22 protein-coding genes are annotated in these 17,942 nt (G+C 60.9%); 11 read left to right on the plus strand and 11 right to left on the minus strand.

Annotation, left to right across the window (positions count from 1 at the left end):
- Positions 1 to 3 precede the first annotated feature (3 nt).
- Positions 4 to 288, plus strand: a complete 285-nt coding sequence (locus tag SOP97_RS03135; RefSeq protein ID WP_274087386.1) for a DUF2782 domain-containing protein — start codon at positions 4 to 6, stop codon at positions 286 to 288.
- A 15-nt stretch (positions 289 to 303) separates the two neighbouring features.
- On the plus strand, positions 304 to 1,254 hold the full coding sequence (locus tag SOP97_RS03140; RefSeq protein ID WP_274087387.1) for a homoserine kinase: 951 nt from the start codon (positions 304 to 306) through the stop codon (positions 1,252 to 1,254).
- Between the two features lie 15 nt (positions 1,255 to 1,269).
- On the opposite strand, the gene znuA is transcribed toward SOP97_RS03140, so the two are convergent.
- A complete protein-coding gene (gene znuA / locus SOP97_RS03145) occupies positions 1,270 to 2,223 on the minus strand; it encodes a zinc ABC transporter substrate-binding protein ZnuA (protein WP_274087388.1) in 954 nt (317 codons plus the stop codon).
- 66 nt (positions 2,224 to 2,289) lie between these two features.
- On the opposite strand from znuA, the gene SOP97_RS03150 reads away from it, so the two are divergent.
- The 7 genes from SOP97_RS03150 (at position 2,290) to SOP97_RS03180 (ending at position 8,008) form a co-directional block, all read left to right on the plus strand.
- Entirely contained in the window at positions 2,290 to 2,775 is a 486-nt protein-coding gene (locus tag SOP97_RS03150) for a Fur family transcriptional regulator (RefSeq protein ID WP_274087389.1), read from the plus strand.
- The gene (znuC, locus tag SOP97_RS03155; RefSeq protein WP_322948195.1) at positions 2,772 to 3,578 is read left to right on the plus strand and encodes a zinc ABC transporter ATP-binding protein ZnuC; all 807 of its coding nucleotides are present in this window, start codon (positions 2,772 to 2,774) and stop codon (positions 3,576 to 3,578) included. The genes SOP97_RS03150 and znuC overlap by 4 nt, the downstream gene beginning before the upstream one ends.
- Positions 3,571 to 4,359, plus strand: coding sequence for a zinc ABC transporter permease subunit ZnuB (gene znuB / locus SOP97_RS03160; protein WP_274087391.1), 789 nt, complete (start codon positions 3,571 to 3,573; stop codon positions 4,357 to 4,359). Before znuC ends, znuB begins: the two co-directional genes overlap by 8 nt.
- 68 nt (positions 4,360 to 4,427) lie before the next feature.
- Positions 4,428 to 5,273: a PA5502 family lipoprotein gene (locus tag SOP97_RS03165; protein ID WP_274087392.1), complete on the plus strand. Its 846-nt coding sequence runs from the start codon at positions 4,428 to 4,430 to the stop codon at positions 5,271 to 5,273.
- Positions 5,274 to 5,474: 201 nt separating this feature from the next.
- Positions 5,475 to 6,482 carry a methionine ABC transporter ATP-binding protein gene (locus SOP97_RS03170; protein WP_274087393.1) on the plus strand — a complete coding sequence of 336 codons (1,008 nt, stop codon included), beginning with the start codon at positions 5,475 to 5,477 and terminating at the stop codon, positions 6,480 to 6,482.
- Positions 6,482 to 7,159, plus strand: coding sequence for a methionine ABC transporter permease (locus SOP97_RS03175; protein ID WP_274087394.1), 678 nt, complete (start codon positions 6,482 to 6,484; stop codon positions 7,157 to 7,159). Before SOP97_RS03170 ends, SOP97_RS03175 begins: the two co-directional genes overlap by 1 nt.
- Positions 7,160 to 7,237: 78 nt before the next feature.
- On the plus strand, positions 7,238 to 8,008 hold the full coding sequence (locus SOP97_RS03180) for a MetQ/NlpA family ABC transporter substrate-binding protein (protein WP_274087395.1): 771 nt from the start codon (positions 7,238 to 7,240) through the stop codon (positions 8,006 to 8,008).
- 54 nt (positions 8,009 to 8,062) lie between these two features.
- On the opposite strand, the gene SOP97_RS03185 is transcribed toward SOP97_RS03180, so the two are convergent.
- Positions 8,063 to 8,932 carry a LysR family transcriptional regulator gene (locus SOP97_RS03185; protein ID WP_274087396.1) on the minus strand — a complete coding sequence of 290 codons (870 nt, stop codon included), beginning with the start codon at positions 8,930 to 8,932 and terminating at the stop codon, positions 8,063 to 8,065.
- A 110-nt stretch (positions 8,933 to 9,042) separates the two neighbouring features.
- Between SOP97_RS03185 and SOP97_RS03190 the strand changes: the two genes are divergently transcribed.
- Positions 9,043 to 9,468 (plus strand): VOC family protein, encoded by a 426-nt coding sequence (locus SOP97_RS03190; protein WP_274087397.1) that lies wholly within the window; start codon positions 9,043 to 9,045, stop codon positions 9,466 to 9,468.
- A gap of 4 nt (positions 9,469 to 9,472) precedes the next feature.
- Here the strand turns inward: SOP97_RS03190 and SOP97_RS03195 are convergent, their stop codons facing one another.
- From SOP97_RS03195 to SOP97_RS03215, 5 genes are read right to left on the minus strand one after another with little or no spacing between them, the layout of a single operon-like run.
- A complete protein-coding gene (locus tag SOP97_RS03195) occupies positions 9,473 to 10,105 on the minus strand; it encodes an SCO family protein (RefSeq protein ID WP_274087398.1) in 633 nt (210 codons plus the stop codon).
- A gap of 11 nt (positions 10,106 to 10,116) precedes the next feature.
- Positions 10,117 to 11,016 carry a heme o synthase gene (cyoE, locus tag SOP97_RS03200; RefSeq protein ID WP_274087399.1) on the minus strand — a complete coding sequence of 300 codons (900 nt, stop codon included), beginning with the start codon at positions 11,014 to 11,016 and terminating at the stop codon, positions 10,117 to 10,119.
- Between the two features lie 24 nt (positions 11,017 to 11,040).
- Positions 11,041 to 12,081, minus strand: coding sequence for a COX15/CtaA family protein (locus SOP97_RS03205; RefSeq protein ID WP_274087400.1), 1,041 nt, complete (start codon positions 12,079 to 12,081; stop codon positions 11,041 to 11,043).
- 25 nt (positions 12,082 to 12,106) lie between these two features.
- Positions 12,107 to 12,691 (minus strand): hypothetical protein, encoded by a 585-nt coding sequence (locus tag SOP97_RS03210; protein ID WP_274087401.1) that lies wholly within the window; start codon positions 12,689 to 12,691, stop codon positions 12,107 to 12,109.
- Entirely contained in the window at positions 12,666 to 13,397 is a 732-nt protein-coding gene (locus SOP97_RS03215) for an SURF1 family protein (RefSeq protein WP_274087402.1), read from the minus strand. The genes SOP97_RS03210 and SOP97_RS03215 overlap by 26 nt, the downstream gene beginning before the upstream one ends.
- Before the next feature lie 85 nt (positions 13,398 to 13,482).
- Here SOP97_RS03215 and SOP97_RS03220 point away from each other — a divergent pair, with 85 nt between their 5' ends.
- Positions 13,483 to 13,686: a twin transmembrane helix small protein gene (locus SOP97_RS03220; protein ID WP_274087403.1), complete on the plus strand. Its 204-nt coding sequence runs from the start codon at positions 13,483 to 13,485 to the stop codon at positions 13,684 to 13,686.
- Positions 13,687 to 13,691: 5 nt separating this feature from the next.
- On the opposite strand, the gene SOP97_RS03225 is transcribed toward SOP97_RS03220, so the two are convergent.
- The 4 genes from SOP97_RS03225 to coxB are packed head-to-tail and all read right to left on the minus strand — an operon-like array spanning position 13,692 to position 17,910.
- The gene (locus SOP97_RS03225; protein WP_274087404.1) at positions 13,692 to 14,588 is read right to left on the minus strand and encodes a cytochrome c oxidase subunit 3; all 897 of its coding nucleotides are present in this window, start codon (positions 14,586 to 14,588) and stop codon (positions 13,692 to 13,694) included.
- 12 nt (positions 14,589 to 14,600) lie between these two features.
- Positions 14,601 to 15,164, minus strand: coding sequence for a cytochrome c oxidase assembly protein (locus SOP97_RS03230; protein WP_274087405.1), 564 nt, complete (start codon positions 15,162 to 15,164; stop codon positions 14,601 to 14,603).
- 12 nt (positions 15,165 to 15,176) lie between these two features.
- Positions 15,177 to 16,781, minus strand: coding sequence for a cytochrome c oxidase subunit I (gene ctaD, locus SOP97_RS03235; RefSeq protein ID WP_322948196.1), 1,605 nt, complete (start codon positions 16,779 to 16,781; stop codon positions 15,177 to 15,179).
- Positions 16,782 to 16,785: 4 nt separating this feature from the next.
- The gene (coxB, locus tag SOP97_RS03240; RefSeq protein ID WP_274087407.1) at positions 16,786 to 17,910 is read right to left on the minus strand and encodes a cytochrome c oxidase subunit II; all 1,125 of its coding nucleotides are present in this window, start codon (positions 17,908 to 17,910) and stop codon (positions 16,786 to 16,788) included.
- Between the last annotated feature and the right edge of the window lie 32 nt (positions 17,911 to 17,942).

The raw sequence follows: 17,942 nt of genomic DNA on the forward strand, positions 1-17,942 counted from the left end.
ACCATGCGCACACTCAATCGCCTGTTGCTGGCCAGCCTGCTGGCATTCACCACGCTTGCCGTGCAAGCCGAAGATCCGGTATCGGCAGACCCAGACGTAACCATTCGCCAGGAAGGCGACCGCACCGTCCAGGAATACCGGGTTAACGGTTTTCTCTACGCGGTAAAAGTCATCCCTAAAAACGGTAAGCCGTATTTTCTGGTACGCGCCGATGGCAGTGATGGCAACTTTGTTCGCTCGGACAGCCCGGATATGTTGATTCCGGCCTGGGAAATTTTCAGCTGGTAATAAGGCAGTTCAGTAATGTCGGTGTTTACCCCGCTTGAGCGCCACGAGCTCGAGACGTTTCTCGCCCCGTATAACCTGGGTCGCTTACGCGACTTCCAGGGCATTGCGGCCGGCAGCGAGAACAGCAATTTCTTCGTCAGCCTGGAACAGGGCGAGTTTGTTCTGACCCTGATCGAGCGGGGCCCAAGTGCCGACCTGCCGTTCTTTATCGAACTGCTCGACGTGCTGCATGACGCCGGCCTGCCGGTGCCTTACGCCCTGCGTACGACCAGCGGCGAGGCGCTGCGCAGCCTCGCGGAAAAACCGGCGTTGTTGCAGCCGCGCCTGGCGGGTAAACACGTGCAGAGCGCCAATCCGCATCACTGCCAGGAAGTCGGCGCACTGCTGGCACGCATCCACCTGGCCACGCGCGCGCAACCCCTGCCGCGCAAGAGCGATCGCGGGCTGGACTGGATGCTCGCCGAAGGGCCAAGCCTGGCATTGCAGTTGCCGGATGAACAGGTGCCCTTGCTGCGCGATGCATTAGCGGAAATTCAGGCGCTCAAGCCACGCATTCTCACCTTGCCGCAGGCCAACCTGCATGCCGACATGTTTCGCGACAACGTGTTGTTCGACGGCAACCACCTGGCCGGGGTGATCGACTTCTACAACGCCTGCTCGGGGCCGATGCTTTACGACCTGGCGATCGCCCTGAATGACTGGTGCTCGCAGGAGGATGGCCGCCTCGACCACAAGCGCGCCCAAGCCTTGCTCGGCGCTTATGCGGCGCTGCGGCCCTTTATCGCTGCCGAAGCCGAGCTGTGGCCGGCCATGCTGCGCATCGCCTGCGTGCGCTTCTGGCTGTCACGCCTGATCGCTGCCGAATCCTTCGCCGGGCAGGAAGTGCTGATCCACGACCCAGATGAATTCCAGCGCCGCCTGGCGCACCGCCAGCAGGTTGAGCTGGCGCTGCCATTTGCCTTCTAGCGCAGCCCGTCGCCGTTACAACGCCTCTAAACAGCCCGCCAGCTCACCTGCCAGATTTTCCAGCAAGGCTTCATAGCCGTTGGCATCCACCGGCAAGGCGCCGCCCATGGCATCCAGTTCGGCGAGGGTCACTGGCAGGCCAGCCGTCAGGGTTTGCGCCAGGCGTGGCAGCAGCGGCGGCTCGCTGAATACGCAGGTTGGCCCGGCCTGCTGCAAGCGCTCACGCATGGCAGCAACGTGCTGGGCACCCGGCTGGACCTCGCCAAGCACACTGAACACACCGGCATGTTTGAGGCCGTAAGCGGCCTCGAAATAATCGTAGGCTTCGTGGAAGACGAAGTAGGGTTTGCCCGCCAAACGCTGCAAACGGTTTTTCAGGCGTTGATCCAGTGCCGCCAAACGGCCCGCGAACGCCTCGACATTGGCCTGGTAGCGTGCGGCATTAGCCGGATCGGCGACAACTAAGTCAGCCGCCATCTTGCGGGCAATCACCAACGCATTGGCCGGCAGCAACCACAGGTGCGCATCAAGGCTGCCAGGGCGGTGGTCGTGATCATGCTGATCGGCCACCTGCGCGGGCGCATCATGATCTGCATGCTCATCTGCGTGGTCCTGCGCATGTTCATCCGCGAAATGACGCAGGCTCATGCCCGGTAGCTCCTGCACCTTCACACTGGCTTTAGCACGGCTGCTGAGCACCCGCGGCAGGAAACTCTCCAGATCAGGGCCAACCCAGTACAGCAGGTCGGCACTCTGCACACTGCGTATATCGGAGGGGCGCAGCGCGTAATGGTGCGGCGACGCGCCAGGCGGCAGCAGCACGTCAGGCTGGCCAACACCATCCTGCACGGCCGCTGCAATCAACTGCAGTGGCTTGATGCTGGTCAACACGCGCACCTCGGCCTGAGCGACAGCGCTAAGGGAAAACGTGACGAATAGCAGGCAAGCAGTAGAAAAAAGACGCAACACGGGGAGCACTCATACGGACGGGAACAGGTAATATAATAACGTCTCTTACCTTATTCGTCGTTGCCCATGACTCAAGCACCCTTGGCCTCACGCCCACACGACCACTCACACTGCGTCAGTCACGCCCTGACTGAAGCGGAAAGCATCTGCACGCGTCAGGGTCTGCGCCTGACCGCCTTGCGCAAACGCGTACTGGAATTGGTCTGGCACAGCCACAAGCCGCTAGGCGCCTATGACATCCTCGGCGTACTGAGTGAGGAAGACGGTCGCCGCGCCGCGCCGCCAACGGTCTATCGCGCCCTGGATTTCCTTCTGGAAAACGGCCTGGTACACCGCATCGCCTCACTCAATGCCTTTATCGGCTGCAGCCATCCGGAGCATCCACACCAGGGTCAATTTTTGATCTGCCGGGCCTGCAGTGCAGCCATCGAGCTGGAACAGGCAACGATCAGCGACGCCATTGTCGGTGCCGCTGCGGACGTCGGCTTCGTCGTCGAACGCCAAACAGTGGAAGTGGTCGGACTGTGCGCCGGCTGCCGGGAGCACGCATGAGCGACGCGCTGATTCGCCTCAAAGGCGTAGGCGTGACCTTTGCCGGGCAACATGTGCTGCAGGATGTGCAGCTCAGCGTAAAGCCCGGCGAAATCGTCACCCTGATCGGCCCCAACGGCGCCGGCAAAACCACCCTGGTGCGCGCTGTACTCGGGCTGCTGAAACCCAACAACGGCAGCGTCTGGCGCAAACCCAAGCTGCGCATCGGCTATATGCCGCAGAAACTCCACGTCGATGCCACCCTGCCGCTCTCGGTGCTGCGCTTTCTGCGCTTGGTGCCGGGGGTTGATCGCCCGCGCGCGCTGGCCGCGCTGGCCGAAGTGGGCGCCGAGCAGGTGATTGATAGCCCACTGCAAAGCATCTCCGGCGGTGAGCTGCAGCGCGTGCTGCTGGCCCGTGCACTGCTGCGCGAGCCGGAACTGCTGGTATTGGATGAGCCGGTTCAGGGCGTTGATGTAGCCGGCCAGGCCGAGCTGTACCGACTGATCACCCAACTGCGTGACCGTTATGGCTGCGGCGTTTTGATGGTGTCTCACGACCTGCATTTGGTCATGAGCACCACCGATCAGGTGGTCTGCCTGAACCGTCACGTTTGCTGTTCCGGGCACCCGGAGCAAGTCAGCTTTGATCCCGCCTTCGTCGAGCTATTCGGCCAGGATGCACAGAGCCTGGCGATCTACACCCACCACCACGACCATGAGCACGACCTACACGGCGCCGTGGTCAGCGAAAACGCACCCGGGTTGAGCATCAAAGGCCCGGTTAAACCCCACATCCACGGAGATGGCTGCAAGCATGGCTGATTTTCTACTCAACGCCCTGCTCGCAGGCCTTGCTCTGGCGCTGGTTGCCGGCCCGCTGGGCTCCTTCGTGGTCTGGCGGCGCATGGCCTACTTCGGCGACACCCTGTCCCACGCCGCGCTGCTCGGGGTGGCGCTGGGTTTGATGCTGGACGTTAACCCAACCCTGGCGGTGACGGTTGGCTGCGTACTCCTCGCGACCCTGCTAGTCACCCTGCAAAGCCGCCAGCCGCTGGCCTCCGATACCCTGCTGGGGATTCTCGCCCACAGCACACTGTCGCTGGGCCTGGTGGTGCTGAGCTTTATGCAGGATGTGCGCATCGATTTGATGGGTTACCTGTTCGGCGACCTGCTGGCCGTCGGCCCGACTGACCTGGCCTGGATCATCGGCGGCAGCGCGCTGGTGCTGGTGCTGCTGGCCGTGCTGTGGCGGCCGCTGCTGGCGATTACCGTGCATGAAGAACTGGCCAGGGTCGAAGGCCTGCCAGTGGCGGCGATTCGCTTGAGCCTGATGCTGCTGATTGCCGTGGTAATTGCCGTGGCGATGAAAATTGTCGGCGTGCTGCTGATCACCTCGTTGCTGATCATCCCCGCCGCCGCCGCTCAGCGCCATGCCCGCACCCCGGAACAGATGGCCTTTGGCGCCAGCCTGCTGGGGGTTGTTGCCGTGTGCGGCGGCCTCAGCCTGTCGTGGTTTCAAGACACCCCGGCTGGACCCTCGATCGTGGTGACGGCTGCCGGCCTGTTTTTGCTGTCCTTCGCCCTGCCACGGCGCACCGCCTGAACTGTTGGTGATGCCGTAAAGCGCAGTGTAGACTTGCGCGTTTTTTGCACAATCCGAGACGCGCAGCCATGAAATCGTTCGTTTTCCGCGGCTTTACCCTGATCCTGGTTCTGCTGCTGGCCGGCTGCCAGAGTGCGCCACAACCGGCCAATCTCCCGGTTGATGACTTGGTCAGCGCCTTTCGCCAGCTCGACCAGCGCCTTAGCAGCGGCGACTTGAATGCGGCAGAAAGCCAGCTGGCAACCCTGCAACAACGCGCTGCCGGTGATACGCGCCTGGAGCACTACCAGCGCCAACTCGCCGAAGCGCACCTGCAGCAAGGGCAAAAAGCCCTGCAAAGCGGCGACCTAGATAACGCCACCAAAGCCCTGAGCCGTGCCCGCAGCCTGATGCCTCAGGCACCGGCGCTGACCACCGGCCTGGATGGCGCCATCGCCCAAGCCCGCGAAGCCGAACTGGCCGCCGCCGAGCAGCAGCGCCAAGCCAGTCAGCAGGCGGCGGCCCGCGCCGAAGCCGCCCGTTTGGAGCAAGCCCGGCAACTGGCTGCAGCGCGCCAGGCCGCCGCGATTCAGGCCATCCAACCACTGAATACCCCGGCGGCCAAAGCGCCCGTGCCAGCCAAGCCCATCGCCAGGCTGATTGATCCCGCCGCCGCCAGCAGCGTGATCGCCATACCGATGCTGGATAACCAGGACAACGAACGCTTGCGCAGCCTGCTCGATGGCGTCGCCGCCGATATCGTCGCGTTCAATTGCGCGGTGCGCATTGAAGTGCGCCAGAGCAAGGACTTCCCCTGGGTCGCCTCCCTGCTCAATGCCCGCATCAAACGCCTGGACCCGAGTTTCAGCCCGCGCATGAGCCAGGTGATCAACCCTGCTCAAGTGCCGCAACTGGTTCTCACCCCCAAACGCTAAGCAGCGCGGTGCGTGACCACGACCGGGCTTGCCCGGTCGTTTGCATTGGCACTGGCTGCATTGGGCTGGACGGCAGCGTTTTTCATGAGATCTAGTTATAACCATAGGTCTACAAAGATTTTTGCGGCCTAAGCAGTGCCGGTTAAACTACCCGCCCGCTTATGCCTACCCGGCAATTCTGAAACCCAAAAGGTTTAACGCGTGATCAATTTTCATCAGGTCCACAAGGCGTATCGCGTCAGTGGCCAGGACATCACCGCTTTGCAGCCGAGCGACCTGCACATCGCCCGAGGCGAAGTGTTTGGCATCATCGGCCACTCCGGCGCAGGCAAGAGCACCCTGCTGCGCCTGATCAACCGCCTGGAAGAACCCTCCGGCGGACGCATCGAGGTCGACGGCGAAGACGTGACCGCCCTGGACGCCAATGGCCTGCGGCGCTTCCGCCAGCGCGTCGGGATGATCTTTCAGCACTTCAACCTGTTGTCGTCAAAAACCGTCGCCGACAACGTGGCCATGCCGCTGAAGCTGGCCGGCGAGCTGTCGCGCAGCGCGATCACGGCCCGTGTTACCGAGTTGCTGGCCCGCGTCGGCCTGCAGGATCACGCCGATAAATACCCGGCGCAGCTCTCCGGCGGGCAGAAACAGCGCGTCGGCATTGCCCGCGCCCTGGCCACCGAGCCGAAAATTCTGCTGTGCGACGAAGCCACCAGCGCCCTCGACCCACAAACAACGGCTTCGGTGCTGCAGCTGCTGGCCGAGATCAACCGTGAACTGAACCTGACCATCGTGCTGATCACCCACGAAATGGATGTGATCCGCCGCGTGTGCGACCGCGTGGCGGTGATGGATGCCGGTGTGGTTGTCGAGTCGGGCTCGGTGGCCGACGTCTTCCTGCACCCACAACACGCCACCACCAAGCGCTTCGTGCAAGAAGCCGAGCACGTCGATGAGCACGAGCAACATGACGACTTCGCCCATGTCGTCGGCCGTATTCTGCGCCTGACCTTTCAGGGTGAAGCCACCTATGCGCCGCTGCTGGGTACCGTCGCGCGCGAAACCGGGGTGGATTACAGCATCCTCGCGGGGCGCATCGACCGCATTAAGGACACCCCCTACGGCCAGTTGACCCTGGCCCTCACCGGCGGCGATCTGGACGCCGCGCTGGCGCGCTTTGCAGCCGCCGACGTGCATCTGGAGGTGCTGCGCTAATGGAAGCCCTACTGACCCGCCTGCTGCCCAATGTTGATTGGGCGGAAATAGGCTACGCCAGCCTGGACACCCTGAGCATGCTCGGCGGCTCCATGCTGTTTACCGTGCTGCTCGGCCTGCCGCTGGGCGTGCTGCTGTTTCTCACCAGCCCACGGCAGATGTTCGAACAAAAAGCCCTGTATGGCGTGCTTTCGCTGTTGGTGAATATTCTGCGTTCGGTGCCGTTCGTGATCCTGCTGATTGTGATGATCCCCTTCACGGTAATCGTCACCGGCACTTCACTGGGCGTTGCCGGCGCCATTCCACCGCTGGTGGTCGGGGCCACACCGTTCTTCGCGCGCCTGGTGGAAACCGCGTTGCGTGAGGTGGATCGCGGGATTATCGAAGCGACCCAGGCCATGGGCGCGACCACCCGGCAAATTGTGGTCAACGCGCTGCTGCCCGAGGCACTGCCCGGCATCATCGCAGCCACCACCGTCACGGCGATTACCCTGGTGTCCTACACCGCCATGAGCGGCCTGATTGGCGGCGGCGGCCTCGGTGACCTGGCGGTGCGTTATGGCTATCAGCGCTATCAGCCCGATGTGATGCTGGTCACCGTGGTGCTGCTGTTGGTGCTGGTGCAGGTTCTGCAAACCGTCGGCGACAAGCTGGTGGTGCATTTTTCCAGAAAATAGAGCGCCCTTTAGGACGCACACGACAGCGGCGCAGCGGTTATTTGCCGAACGCCGCCCCATCAAACAAGGAGCTTTATGATGAAAAAATTGATCGTCGCCGTTGCCGCCCTGGCAGCCTTCTCCGCCCAGGCCGAAAGCCTGAGCGTCGCGGCCACCGCTGTACCGCACGCGGAAATCCTCGAATTCGTTAAGCCAGCCCTGGCCAAAGAAGGCGTTGAGCTGAACATCAAGGTCTTCACCGACTACGTGCAGCCGAACGTGCAGGTGGCCGAAAAGCGCCTGGACGCCAACTTCTTCCAGCACCAGCCGTATCTGGATGAGTTCAACAAGAGCCGTGGCACCGAGCTGGTAAGCGTGGCCGGCGTACACGTCGAGCCTTTCGGCGCCTACTCCAGCCAGCACAAGAGCCTGGCCGACCTGCCGCAAGGCGCCAACGTGGTGATCCCCAACGACGCCACCAACGGCGGCCGTGCCTTGCTGCTGCTGCAAAAAGCCGGGGTGATCACCCTCAAGCCGGAAGCGGGCATCCTCGCCACGCCGAAAGACATCGTCGAAAACCCGAAAGCCATCAAAGTCCGTGAGCTGGAAGCCGCCACTCTGCCGCGCGTGCTGACCCAGGTTGACCTGGCGCTGATCAACACCAACTACGCGCTGGAAGCCAAGCTCAACCCAACCAAAGATGCCCTGGCCATCGAAGGCAACGACTCGCCGTACGTCAACATCCTGGTTGCGCGTGCTGACAGCAAGGACAACGCCGCCCTGCAGAAACTGGCCAAGGCGCTGAACAGCCCTGAAGTTAAGGCCTTTATCGAAGAGAAATATCAGGGCGCCGTAGTTCCAGCGTTCTAACCACTGCGCGACTTATCCTCGTCGACAAACCCCGCCCTGTGCGGGGTTTGTCGTTTATGGCTGGGCGGCGACCTCGCGCAGGCACTCCAGCAAACAGTCCAAGGCTGGTTGGCGCTTAGCGCGGCGTAGTACCGCGACCAGCTCACGGTGGAAGGTCAGCTCGCCCAACTCCAGCACGCGCAGCTGGGTCGGCCGCTGCAACCACAGCCCTGCACGTGGAATCAGCGACACACCAAGGCCGCATTCAACCATCCGCACGATGGCCTCCAACTCATCCAGCTCCAGCGCCTCCTGCACTGTCAGGCGCTGCTCGCGGAGAAACTGGTTGACCCGCCGCCCACCGAACGAGCGTCGGTCATAGCGCACAAACGGCTGCTCGGCGAGGATCTGCAGCGGGTCATCCGCCGTCACGCTGAGCGGAGTGATCAACACAAATGGCTCGCGCGCCAGGCTGATCTGCAGCAACTCCTTGGGCAGTTCGAAGGGCGGCTTGATCAGCAGCGCCAGGTCCAACTCGCCGGCATCAATCTGGCTCAGCAGGTTGAGCGACACGCCCGGCACCAGTTTCAGCTCAACCCGCGGCGCGGCGGCGCGAAAACGCGGCAAGACTTCGGGCAACAAACCAGTTTGCAAGGTAGCAATCGCACCGACCTTTAGCTCGCCTTGCCACTCAGCCGCGCTGGTTGGCAGGGCCATCTGCGCATACAGCCCGAGCATCTGCTCCGCCAATGGCAAGGCATGCTTGCCGGTAGCATTGAGCACTGCCGAGCGCCCACTGCGCTCGAACAACCGCACGCCCAATCCCTGCTCCAGCACACGCATCTGCGCGCTGACCGCCGACTGGGTCAAACCCACCTGCTGGCCGGCCGCAGCGAAAGTGCCATGCCGCGCAACTGCCACAAAGGTTTTCAATTCGCGCAGCATCGTTGCCTCGATTGATCAATTTTGTTTGTGCTTGTGAGCAAGGATATTCGCTTTTAATCAGAATCGCTGTTGCTGAGAATCGGCAGACTAGACTCTCAAGGAACTTCAGCATGGCTCTCGCACCCTTTCACCTGGCAATTCCTGTCTACGACCTGGCAGCCGCACGGCACTTCTACGGCGAAGTGTTCGGCTGTGCCGAAGGCCGCAGCAGCGACCACTGGGTGGATTTCGACTTCTTCGGCCATCAGCTGGTAATCCACCAGGCGCCGAAGATGACTTATCAGGAAGCAGCACACAGCAACCCGGTGGACGGCCACGACGTGCCAGTGCCGCATTTCGGTGTGGTGCTGGGCTGGGATGACTGGCAAACACTGGCGGCGCGGCTACAGGCCAAAGGCACGCAATTCGTGATCGAACCCTATGTGCGCTTCGCCGGCCAGGTCGGCGAGCAGGCCACGCTGTTCCTACTCGACCCCTGCGGCAACGCCTTGGAGTTCAAGGCGTTCAAGGACATCAGCCAGCTATTTGCCAAATAGCTACTTAGGGCCGCTCAAGCAGACCGGGCAACTGCGCGGCCAGTTTGCTGTTGTTGATCGGGGCGCGGATAAAGCCGCGCTGCCTGCCGTCCGGCCCGATCAGCACCAGGTTGCCGCTGTGGTCGACGGTGTAGTTTTCCTTGCTGGTATCAGCCGGAATAAACGGAATGCTGACGCTGTTCGCCAGCTTCTGAATGGTCGCTTGCTCGCCTGTCAGGCCGATAAAGCCGGCATCGAAGTAATCCAGGTACTTCTTCAACTGCTCCGGCGTGTCGCGATTCGGGTCAACCGTAACCAGCACAATCTGCAGCTTGGCAAGGGTTTCCGCCGGTAGCTGGCCTTGTAATTGACGCAGCTGGGCGAGGGTGGCTGGGCAGATATCCGGGCAGAAGGTGTAACCGAAAAACAGCAGGCTCCACTGATCCTTCATCTGATCGACCGCCACTGCCTGGCCGTCCTGATTGATCAGACTCAGCTCCGGCAGGCTGCGGCTCTGTGGCAGCAGGACGATGCCGGCATCGAGCAACGCGGTGGGATCACCCTGGTCCTTGCTGGTCAGCACCTTGTTGACGGTCAAGCCCAGCACTAGGGCGACGATGGCAACGAGAACAAAAACGGTGATCTGGGTTCGGGTCATGGCACCAACGATTACAGGTTTAACAGCAGATAGTGGTCGACCAGCAGGGCGATAAACAGCGCGAAAAGATACCAGATGCTGTACTTGAAGGTGTTGATCGCCGCGTGCGGTTTGCTGTCACGGTACAGCACCACTGCCCAGTGCAGGAAGCGCCCGCCCAGCAGCACGGCGCAGCCGAGATAGAGCAGCCCGCTCATATGAATGGCATACGGCAGCAGCGTCACCGCAAACATCACTAGGGTATAAAGCAGGATATGCACCTTGGTGTAGTGCTCGCCGTGAGTCACCGGCAGCATGGGAATATCGGCCTTGGCGTATTCCTCCTTGCGGTGGATGGCTAGGGCCCAGAAGTGTGGCGGCGTCCAGGCGAAGATGATCAGCACCAGCAGCAGCGGTTCAGCGCTGATATGCCCGGTAACGGCCACCCAGCCGAGCAACGGCGGCGCGGCGCCAGCCAGGCCGCCGATCACAATATTCTGCGGAGTGGCGCGCTTGAGAAAGCCGGTGTACAGCACGGCATAACCGAGCAGCGAAGCCAAAGTCAGCCAGGCCGCCAGCTCGTTGGTAAAGGTCAACAGCAGGGCCATACCGGCCACCGCCAGTAGCAGAGCAAAACCCAAAGCCGCACTGGGCGAGATACGCCCCGAGGTAACCGGACGCTTGAGGGTGCGTGCCATGATCGAATCGATACGCCGGTCCACCACATGGTTGACCGCCGCCGCCGCGCCGGCGCACAAACCGATACCCAGATTGCCGAAGATCAGCACCTGCCAGGCCACACCTGCGCGGGTGGCGAGGAACATGCCGACCAGGGAGGTGATCAGCATCAGCACCACCACCTTGGGCTTGGTCAGCTCCAGGTAGTCGCGCCAGCTGGCGTGGGCTTGGTGTTCGCGCGCTAGAGTAGCCATACGGTCTCTCCTCGATTGTTTTTGTTATTTGCTCGGCAGCATCGCAAGGTCAGCCTGCGCTTCTGCTGCCGGAGATGCCAGCCGTGCTGCGCTGCGCACCCGGTAATTGATTAGCACCAACGTCAGTAGCAGAGCCGCGCCACCGAGGTTGTGCGCCACTGCCACCTGAAGCGGCAGGTGAAACACGACGTTGCTGATACCCAGGCTGATCTGCACGGTCAGCGCCAGCAGCAACAAACCGGCCAACCGCCCCAAGCCATGGCGCTTGAGTTGCCAGGCCAACAGCAGCAGCACCAGGCTGACTAGCAGTGCGCCGATGCGATGGGTCATATGAATAGCAGTGCGCGCGTCGCTGTCGAGTTGCCCGCCAAGGTAATTGGGGCCGATATGCTGGGTCAGGTGAAAACCATTGGCGAAGTCCATCGCCGGCCACCATTCGCCATGGCAGGTCGGCAGATCGACGCAGGCAACCGCCGCGTAGTTGCTACTGACCCAGCCACCCAGAGCGATCTGTCCGACCACCATTAGCAAGCCGAGCGCCGCCAGGCTGCGCAACCGCGTGGGCAGATTGGGCAAAACTGCCAACTTGCCAGACAGTCGCAGTGTTAAAAGAAACAGCAGGCTAAGGGTGGCGAAACCACCGAGCAGGTGCGCCGTCACCACTTGTGGCCAGAGTTTCAGCGTCACCGTCCACATGCCAAAGGCCGCCTGCAGCGTCACCAAACCCAGCAATAAAAGAGGCAATTTAAGTGGCTGGTCGGCCTCGCCACGCCGGCGCAGCGCCTGTACCGCCAGGCCGAGAATCACCAGGCCCAGGGAGCCGGCAAAATAGCGGTGGATCATCTCGTACCAGCCTTTGGCGACTTCCACCGGTGCTTCGGGAAAGCGCGCCTCAGCCAGAGTCTGTTTGTGCTCACTCATCGGCACGCCGATAAAGCCGTAGCAACCTGGCCAGTCCGGGCAACCCAGGCCCGCGTGGGTCAAGCGGGTATAGGCACCGAGCAGCACCACCACGACCGCCAACACAGTGGCGAACAGGGCAAAACGGTAACCGGGCTTGCTCATCATCAGTCCTTAGCCGTGGGCAGCATTAACCAATTTGCGAGATTTTCAGCAGATGCCGCAGGTCGTTGAGAATTGCCTTGCCCTTGCTGGTGGCGTCATAACGCAGCACCAGATTGCCGTGTGGGTCGACGATCCACAGTTGCGCGCCGGAGGCGGCGCCGGCGGTTTTGCCGTAAGCATCCAGCTGCAGCTGATAGCGCGTCAGCTGCGGGTATTCGCGGCGTAGCTGGGCGTCATAGTCGCCAGCGATGGGTTGGGCAGTGGCTAGGCCATGGGCGGCGCGAGCAACATCACGGTTTAGGCCGATATGCACTTGGCGGGCGAGAAACACCAACTCCTTGCAGGCGGCATCGCAGACATCCGGTACGGTCACCAGCAACTGCCAGCGCGGCTCGTCTGCACCGACCACGCCGAGGTCGGCGCGGGTTTGTCCGGTGCCGATCAGCTCACCGTGATAGCTGCGGGTTTCCGGCACCCAGAAACGCCACTGATACATGGCACTGGCGAGGATCATCGGGCCGATAACCACTGCCAGAATCAGGATCAGTTGCAGCCGCCCACGGCGACGCTGGCTGGGCGACACTTCAGGCAGGGCGATGGCTGGGTTCATGGCGAGTCTCCCGCGCGTTAGATAGACCTAAATAGATAAACAGGCAGAGCAAGGCCGCCGCCAGGGCGAACCATTGCACGGCATAACCGAGGTGTTTGTCGGGGCTCATGGCGATAACTGGCCAATCGCTTTGAAATGACGCTGGGCCAGGCTCGAGGCGCACCTCATAACTCAGGCCACCACGCCCCAGTTGCTGCCACAGGTCATCCGGTTTGACCTCACTGATCACCTGCGGCCAGCCAGGAGCCGGTTGCGCACCTTGCAACTGAAAAGCCTCACCCAGCGGTACATACACCGTGGCCTGCAAACGCAATGGCGAATCCGGGGTGGCAAACGTTGGAGGAATACGGCGGTCGGGCCAGGCCAGCCAGCCGCGATTGAGCAGCAGCCAAAGGCCGCTGGCCTGATCATAGAAGGGTTGCAACACCTCAACGCCGACCTTGCCGTCGCGGGTGCGGTTATCCAGCAGAAGGGGATGCCGTGCGTCGAAGAAACCCTGCAACTGCACACGCCTGTAAGCCGGGTTGGGCTGCTGCTCCAGCGCCTCAATGCTGATTGGTGCGGCCAGTTGCTGGGCCTGGTGTGCAGCCAACAGCTCGCGCTTTTCTTCGGCCCGCGCCAGCTGCCAGAAGCCCAGGGCGACCAGGCAGGGAAATAGCAGCAGCACCAGCACGCTAGGCAGCCAGCCAGGACGGAAGGCGCTCATATCCGCCTCCCTAAAGCCCTGATCAAGCTGGCTATACTGCTGCTACGCATTTCCCTTCCCCCGAAGTTCCGCTTGGGAGTCACGCATGCTCAAAGCCGCGATCGTCCTGTTACTACTGGCTACTCTGATCAGCCTATTCAGCGGCCTGTTCTTTTTGGTCAAGGACGAAGGTAAAACCTCCCGGTTGGTCAACGCACTGACTGTACGCGTGACCCTTACCGCCCTGACTGTTGCCCTGATTGCCTGGGGTTTCTACAGCGGCCAATTGGTCTCGCATGTCACCTGGTAACCGCGTTACAACACATAGACGAAGACAAACAAGCCAATCCACACCACATCGACAAAGTGCCAATACCAGGCGGCCGCCTCAAAACCGAAGTGCTGCTCGGGGCTGAAATGACCGCGAATAACCCGAATCAACATGATGCTCAGCATCAGTGCCCCCAGAGTCACGTGGGCACCATGAAAGCCGGTGAGCATAAAGAAGGTCGCGCCGTAGATGCCCGACCCTAGGGTTAGGCCCAGTTCGGTGTAGGCATGGATATATTCCTCGACCTGCAACACCAGAAAGGCAATGCCGAGAATCACCGTCAGCGCCAGCCACAGGGTCAGCGGCTTGCGCTGGTTCTTGCGTAATGCGTGGTGGGCGAACGTCAGGGTGAAGCTGGAAGTGACCAGCAGAATGGTGTTAATCAGCGGCAGGCCCCAGGCGCTGATGGTGCCGCTAGGTGCCGGATAGAGTTTAGGATCAGGCGTATTGAGCAGTGGCCAACTGTACTCGAAGCCCGGCCAGAGCATGTTGCTCACCCCTTTATCGCCCTCGCCACCCAGCCATGGCCCGGCCCAGGTGCGCACATAGAACAGCACGCCGAAGAACGCGGCAAAGAACATCACTTCGGAAAAAATAAACCAGCTCATGCCCCAGCGAAACGAGCGATCCATCTGCGGGCTGTACATGCCGGAGCGGCTTTCCTTGATCACATTGCCAAACCAGCCGAATAGCATGTAAGCGAGAAACAGACCGCCGACAAAGAAGATCAGCGGGCCGTTGGAGTCGGCGCGATCGGCCTTCATATCATTGAACCAGGTGCCCACGCCGTACACCGAAAACAGCATGCCCAGGGTAGCGATAATCGGCCACTTGCTCTGGGCCGGGACGTAATAGCTTTCGTGGCTTTCATGACTCGACATTTATTGTTCTCCTTATGGAGCCGCCCGAGTAGGGGTCGCTTGCGCCACCGGCGGCATGCGCGCGGTGACATCAAACAAGGTGTAAGCCAGGGTTAGGTGGCGAACATCTGCCGGTAAGTCTCTATCGACGATAAAGCGCACCGGCATTTCGATGCGCTCACCGGGTTGCAGTACTTGCTGGGTAAAGCAAAAGCATTCGGTTTTGTGGAAATAAGCGGCCGCTTTCGACGGTGCCACACTGGGGATCGCCTGAGCGGTCATCGGCTTGTCGGTGGGGTTGTACGCCACAAACAACATTTGCGTGCTGTCGCCCGGATGCACCACCACTTCATCTGCTTGGGGGCCGAACTCCCAGACCATCTCGGCGGCATTGGTGGCGAGAAACTGCACGCGCACCTGGCGCTGTTCGTCCACCGCCTGGCTGCCTTCATAGGCCCCGGCGGTTTTACCGTTGATGCCGAAGGCTTGGCACATCACGTCGTAGATTGGCACCAGGGCGAAGCCAAAGCCGAACATGGCGACCACCACCAATGACAGGCGTATCACCAAACGACGTGTCGACAGGGCTTCGCTCATCGCTGCGGCTCCTTATTTCACGTCCGGTGGTGTGCTGAAAGTGTGGTAAGGCGCCGGCGACGGTATCGACCATTCCAACCCCTCTGCTCCATCCCAGGGTTTGGCCGGCGCGGGTTTACCCCCACGAATGCACTTAATGACAATAAACAGGAACAACAACTGAGTAGCGCCGAACATAAAGGCACCAATGCTCGAGACCATGTTGAAGTTGGCGAACATCATGTTGTAGTCGGGAATACGCCGCGGCATGCCGGCCAGGCCGACAAAGTGCATCGGGAAGAACGCCATGTTCATGCCGATAAAACTCATCCAGAAATGCAGCTTGCCGAGCGTCTCGTCATACATGTGCCCCGTCCACTTCGGCAGCCAGAAGTAAGCCGACGCAAAGATGCCAAAGATCGCGCCCGGTACCAGCACATAGTGGAAATGCGCCACCACAAAGTAGGTGTCGTGGTACTGAAAATCCGCCGGGGCGATGGCCAGCATCAACCCGGAGAAACCGCCGATGGTGAACAGGATGACGAAGGCAACCGAGAACAACATCGGTGTCTCGAAGGTCATCGAACCACGCCACATAGTGCTGGCCCAGTTGAACACCTTCACCCCGGTCGGTACGGCAATCAGCATGGTCGCGTACATAAAGAACAGCTCACCGGTGAGCGGAATGCCCACGGTGAACATGTGGTGCGCCCAGACGATAAATGACAGGAACGCGATCGCCGCCGTGGCATAGACCATTGAGGTGTAACCAAACAGCGGCTTACGGGCGAACGCCGGGATAATTGCACTGACCGCGCCGAATGCCGGCAAGATCATGATGTATACCTCGGGATGACCGAAGAACCAGAACACGTGCTGGAACAAAACCGGATCACCACCACCAGCCGCGCTGAAGAAACTGGTGCCGAAGTGAATGTCCATCAGCATCATGGTCACCACACCCGCCAACACCGGCATTACAGCAATCAGCAAGAACGCGGTAATCAGCCAGGTCCAGACGAACAAGGGCATCTTCATCAGGGTCATGCCGGGGGCACGCAGGTTGAGGATGGTGGCAATCACGTTGATCGCGCCCATGATCGAACTGAAGCCCATCAAGTGCACGGCAAAGATGAAGAAGGTCACCGACTCCGGTGCGTAGGTCGTCGATAACGGCGCATAGAAAGTCCAGCCGAAGTTCGGCCCACCACCCTCCATAAACAGCGTGCTAACCAACATGCTAAAGGCCGCTGGCAGCAGCCAGAAACTGAAGTTGTTCATGCGCGGCAGGGCCATGTCCGGCGCGCCAATCATCAACGGAATCATCCAGTTGGCCAGGCCGACAAACGCCGGCATGACAGCGCCGAAGACCATGATCAGACCATGCATAGTGGTCATCTGGTTGAAGAACTCCGGCTGCACAATCTGCAAGCCCGGCTGGAACAACTCGGCACGGATCACCATCGCCATGCTGCCGCCCAGCAAGAACATGGCAAAGCTGAACCACAGGTACATGGTGCCGATATCTTTATGGTTGGTGGTCAACACCCAGCGCATCAGGCCTTTGGCCGGGCCGTGGTGATGGTCATGTCCGGCATGACCGTGGCCTGCGTGGCCCGGATCGATCACTGCACTCATGTCCTTACTCCTGAGCCTGTTTGAACGCGAGGATGTCTTTTGGCGTGACCATGTCACCGACCGCATTGCCCCAGGCATTGCGCTCGTAGGTAATGATCGCCGCGATATCGACTTCCGAGAGTTGCTTGCCGAACGCCGCCATGGCCGTACCTGGCTTGCCGTTGACCACGATATCGATATGACCGGCCGCAGGTCCGACAGCAATCGCTGAGCCTTTAAGCGCCGGGAACATCGGCGGCAGCCCCTCGCCCGTCGGCTGATGGCAAGACGCACAGTTGGTCAGATACGACTTCTCGCCGCGCGCCATCAGCTCATCCATGCTCCACTCTTTACTGGTCAGCTCCTTCTCGGCAGCCGCGAGTTGTTTGCGCTCGGCGAGCCAAGTGGCGTAGTCCTCTTTCGACTTGGCTTCGACCACAATCGGCATAAACCCATGGTCCTTGCCGCACAGCTCGGTGCATTGGCCACGGTAGATGCCGGGCTCGTCGATGCGCGTCCAGGACTCATTGACGAAGCCCGGGATCGCATCCTTTTTCACCGCCAACGCCGGCACCCACCAGGAGTGAATGACATCGGCGGCAGTAATCAGAAAGCGCACTTTGGTGCCAACCGGCACCACCAGCGGCTCGTCTACCTCCAGCAGGTAATGCTCACCCTTGGTGGCCTTGTTGTTGATCTGATCTTTGGGGGTGGTCAGGTTGCTGAAGAACTCGACATCTTCACCCAGGTATTTGTAGTGCCATTTCCACTGATAACCGGTGACCTGAATATCCAGTTCAGACTCGCTGGAGTCGTAGATATCGATCAGGGTTTTGGTCGCCGGGATGGCCATCAGTACCAGAATCACCAACGGTACGACCGTCCAGAGAATCTCGACTGTGGTGCTTTCGTGAAAGTGCGCGGGCTCCTGACCTGTGGAGCGGCGGTGGACCAGCATCGACCAGAACATGGCACCAAATACGATCACGCCGATGACGACGCAGATCCAGAAGATGGTCATGTGCAAGTCAAATACTGAGCGGCTCACCTCGGTGGCACCGGGCGTCATATTGATGCCCCAGCTGGCGTGTGCCGAGCTGTATACCAACCACAACAGGAGGCCCATCCAGACTCGTGGATGTCGCATCATTGCGGGTTCCCCTTAATTATTCTTGTTATCCC

It is taken from the genome of Pseudomonas spirodelae (assembly GCF_034653255.1).
Lineage (GTDB): Bacteria > Pseudomonadota > Gammaproteobacteria > Pseudomonadales > Pseudomonadaceae > Aquipseudomonas > Aquipseudomonas spirodelae.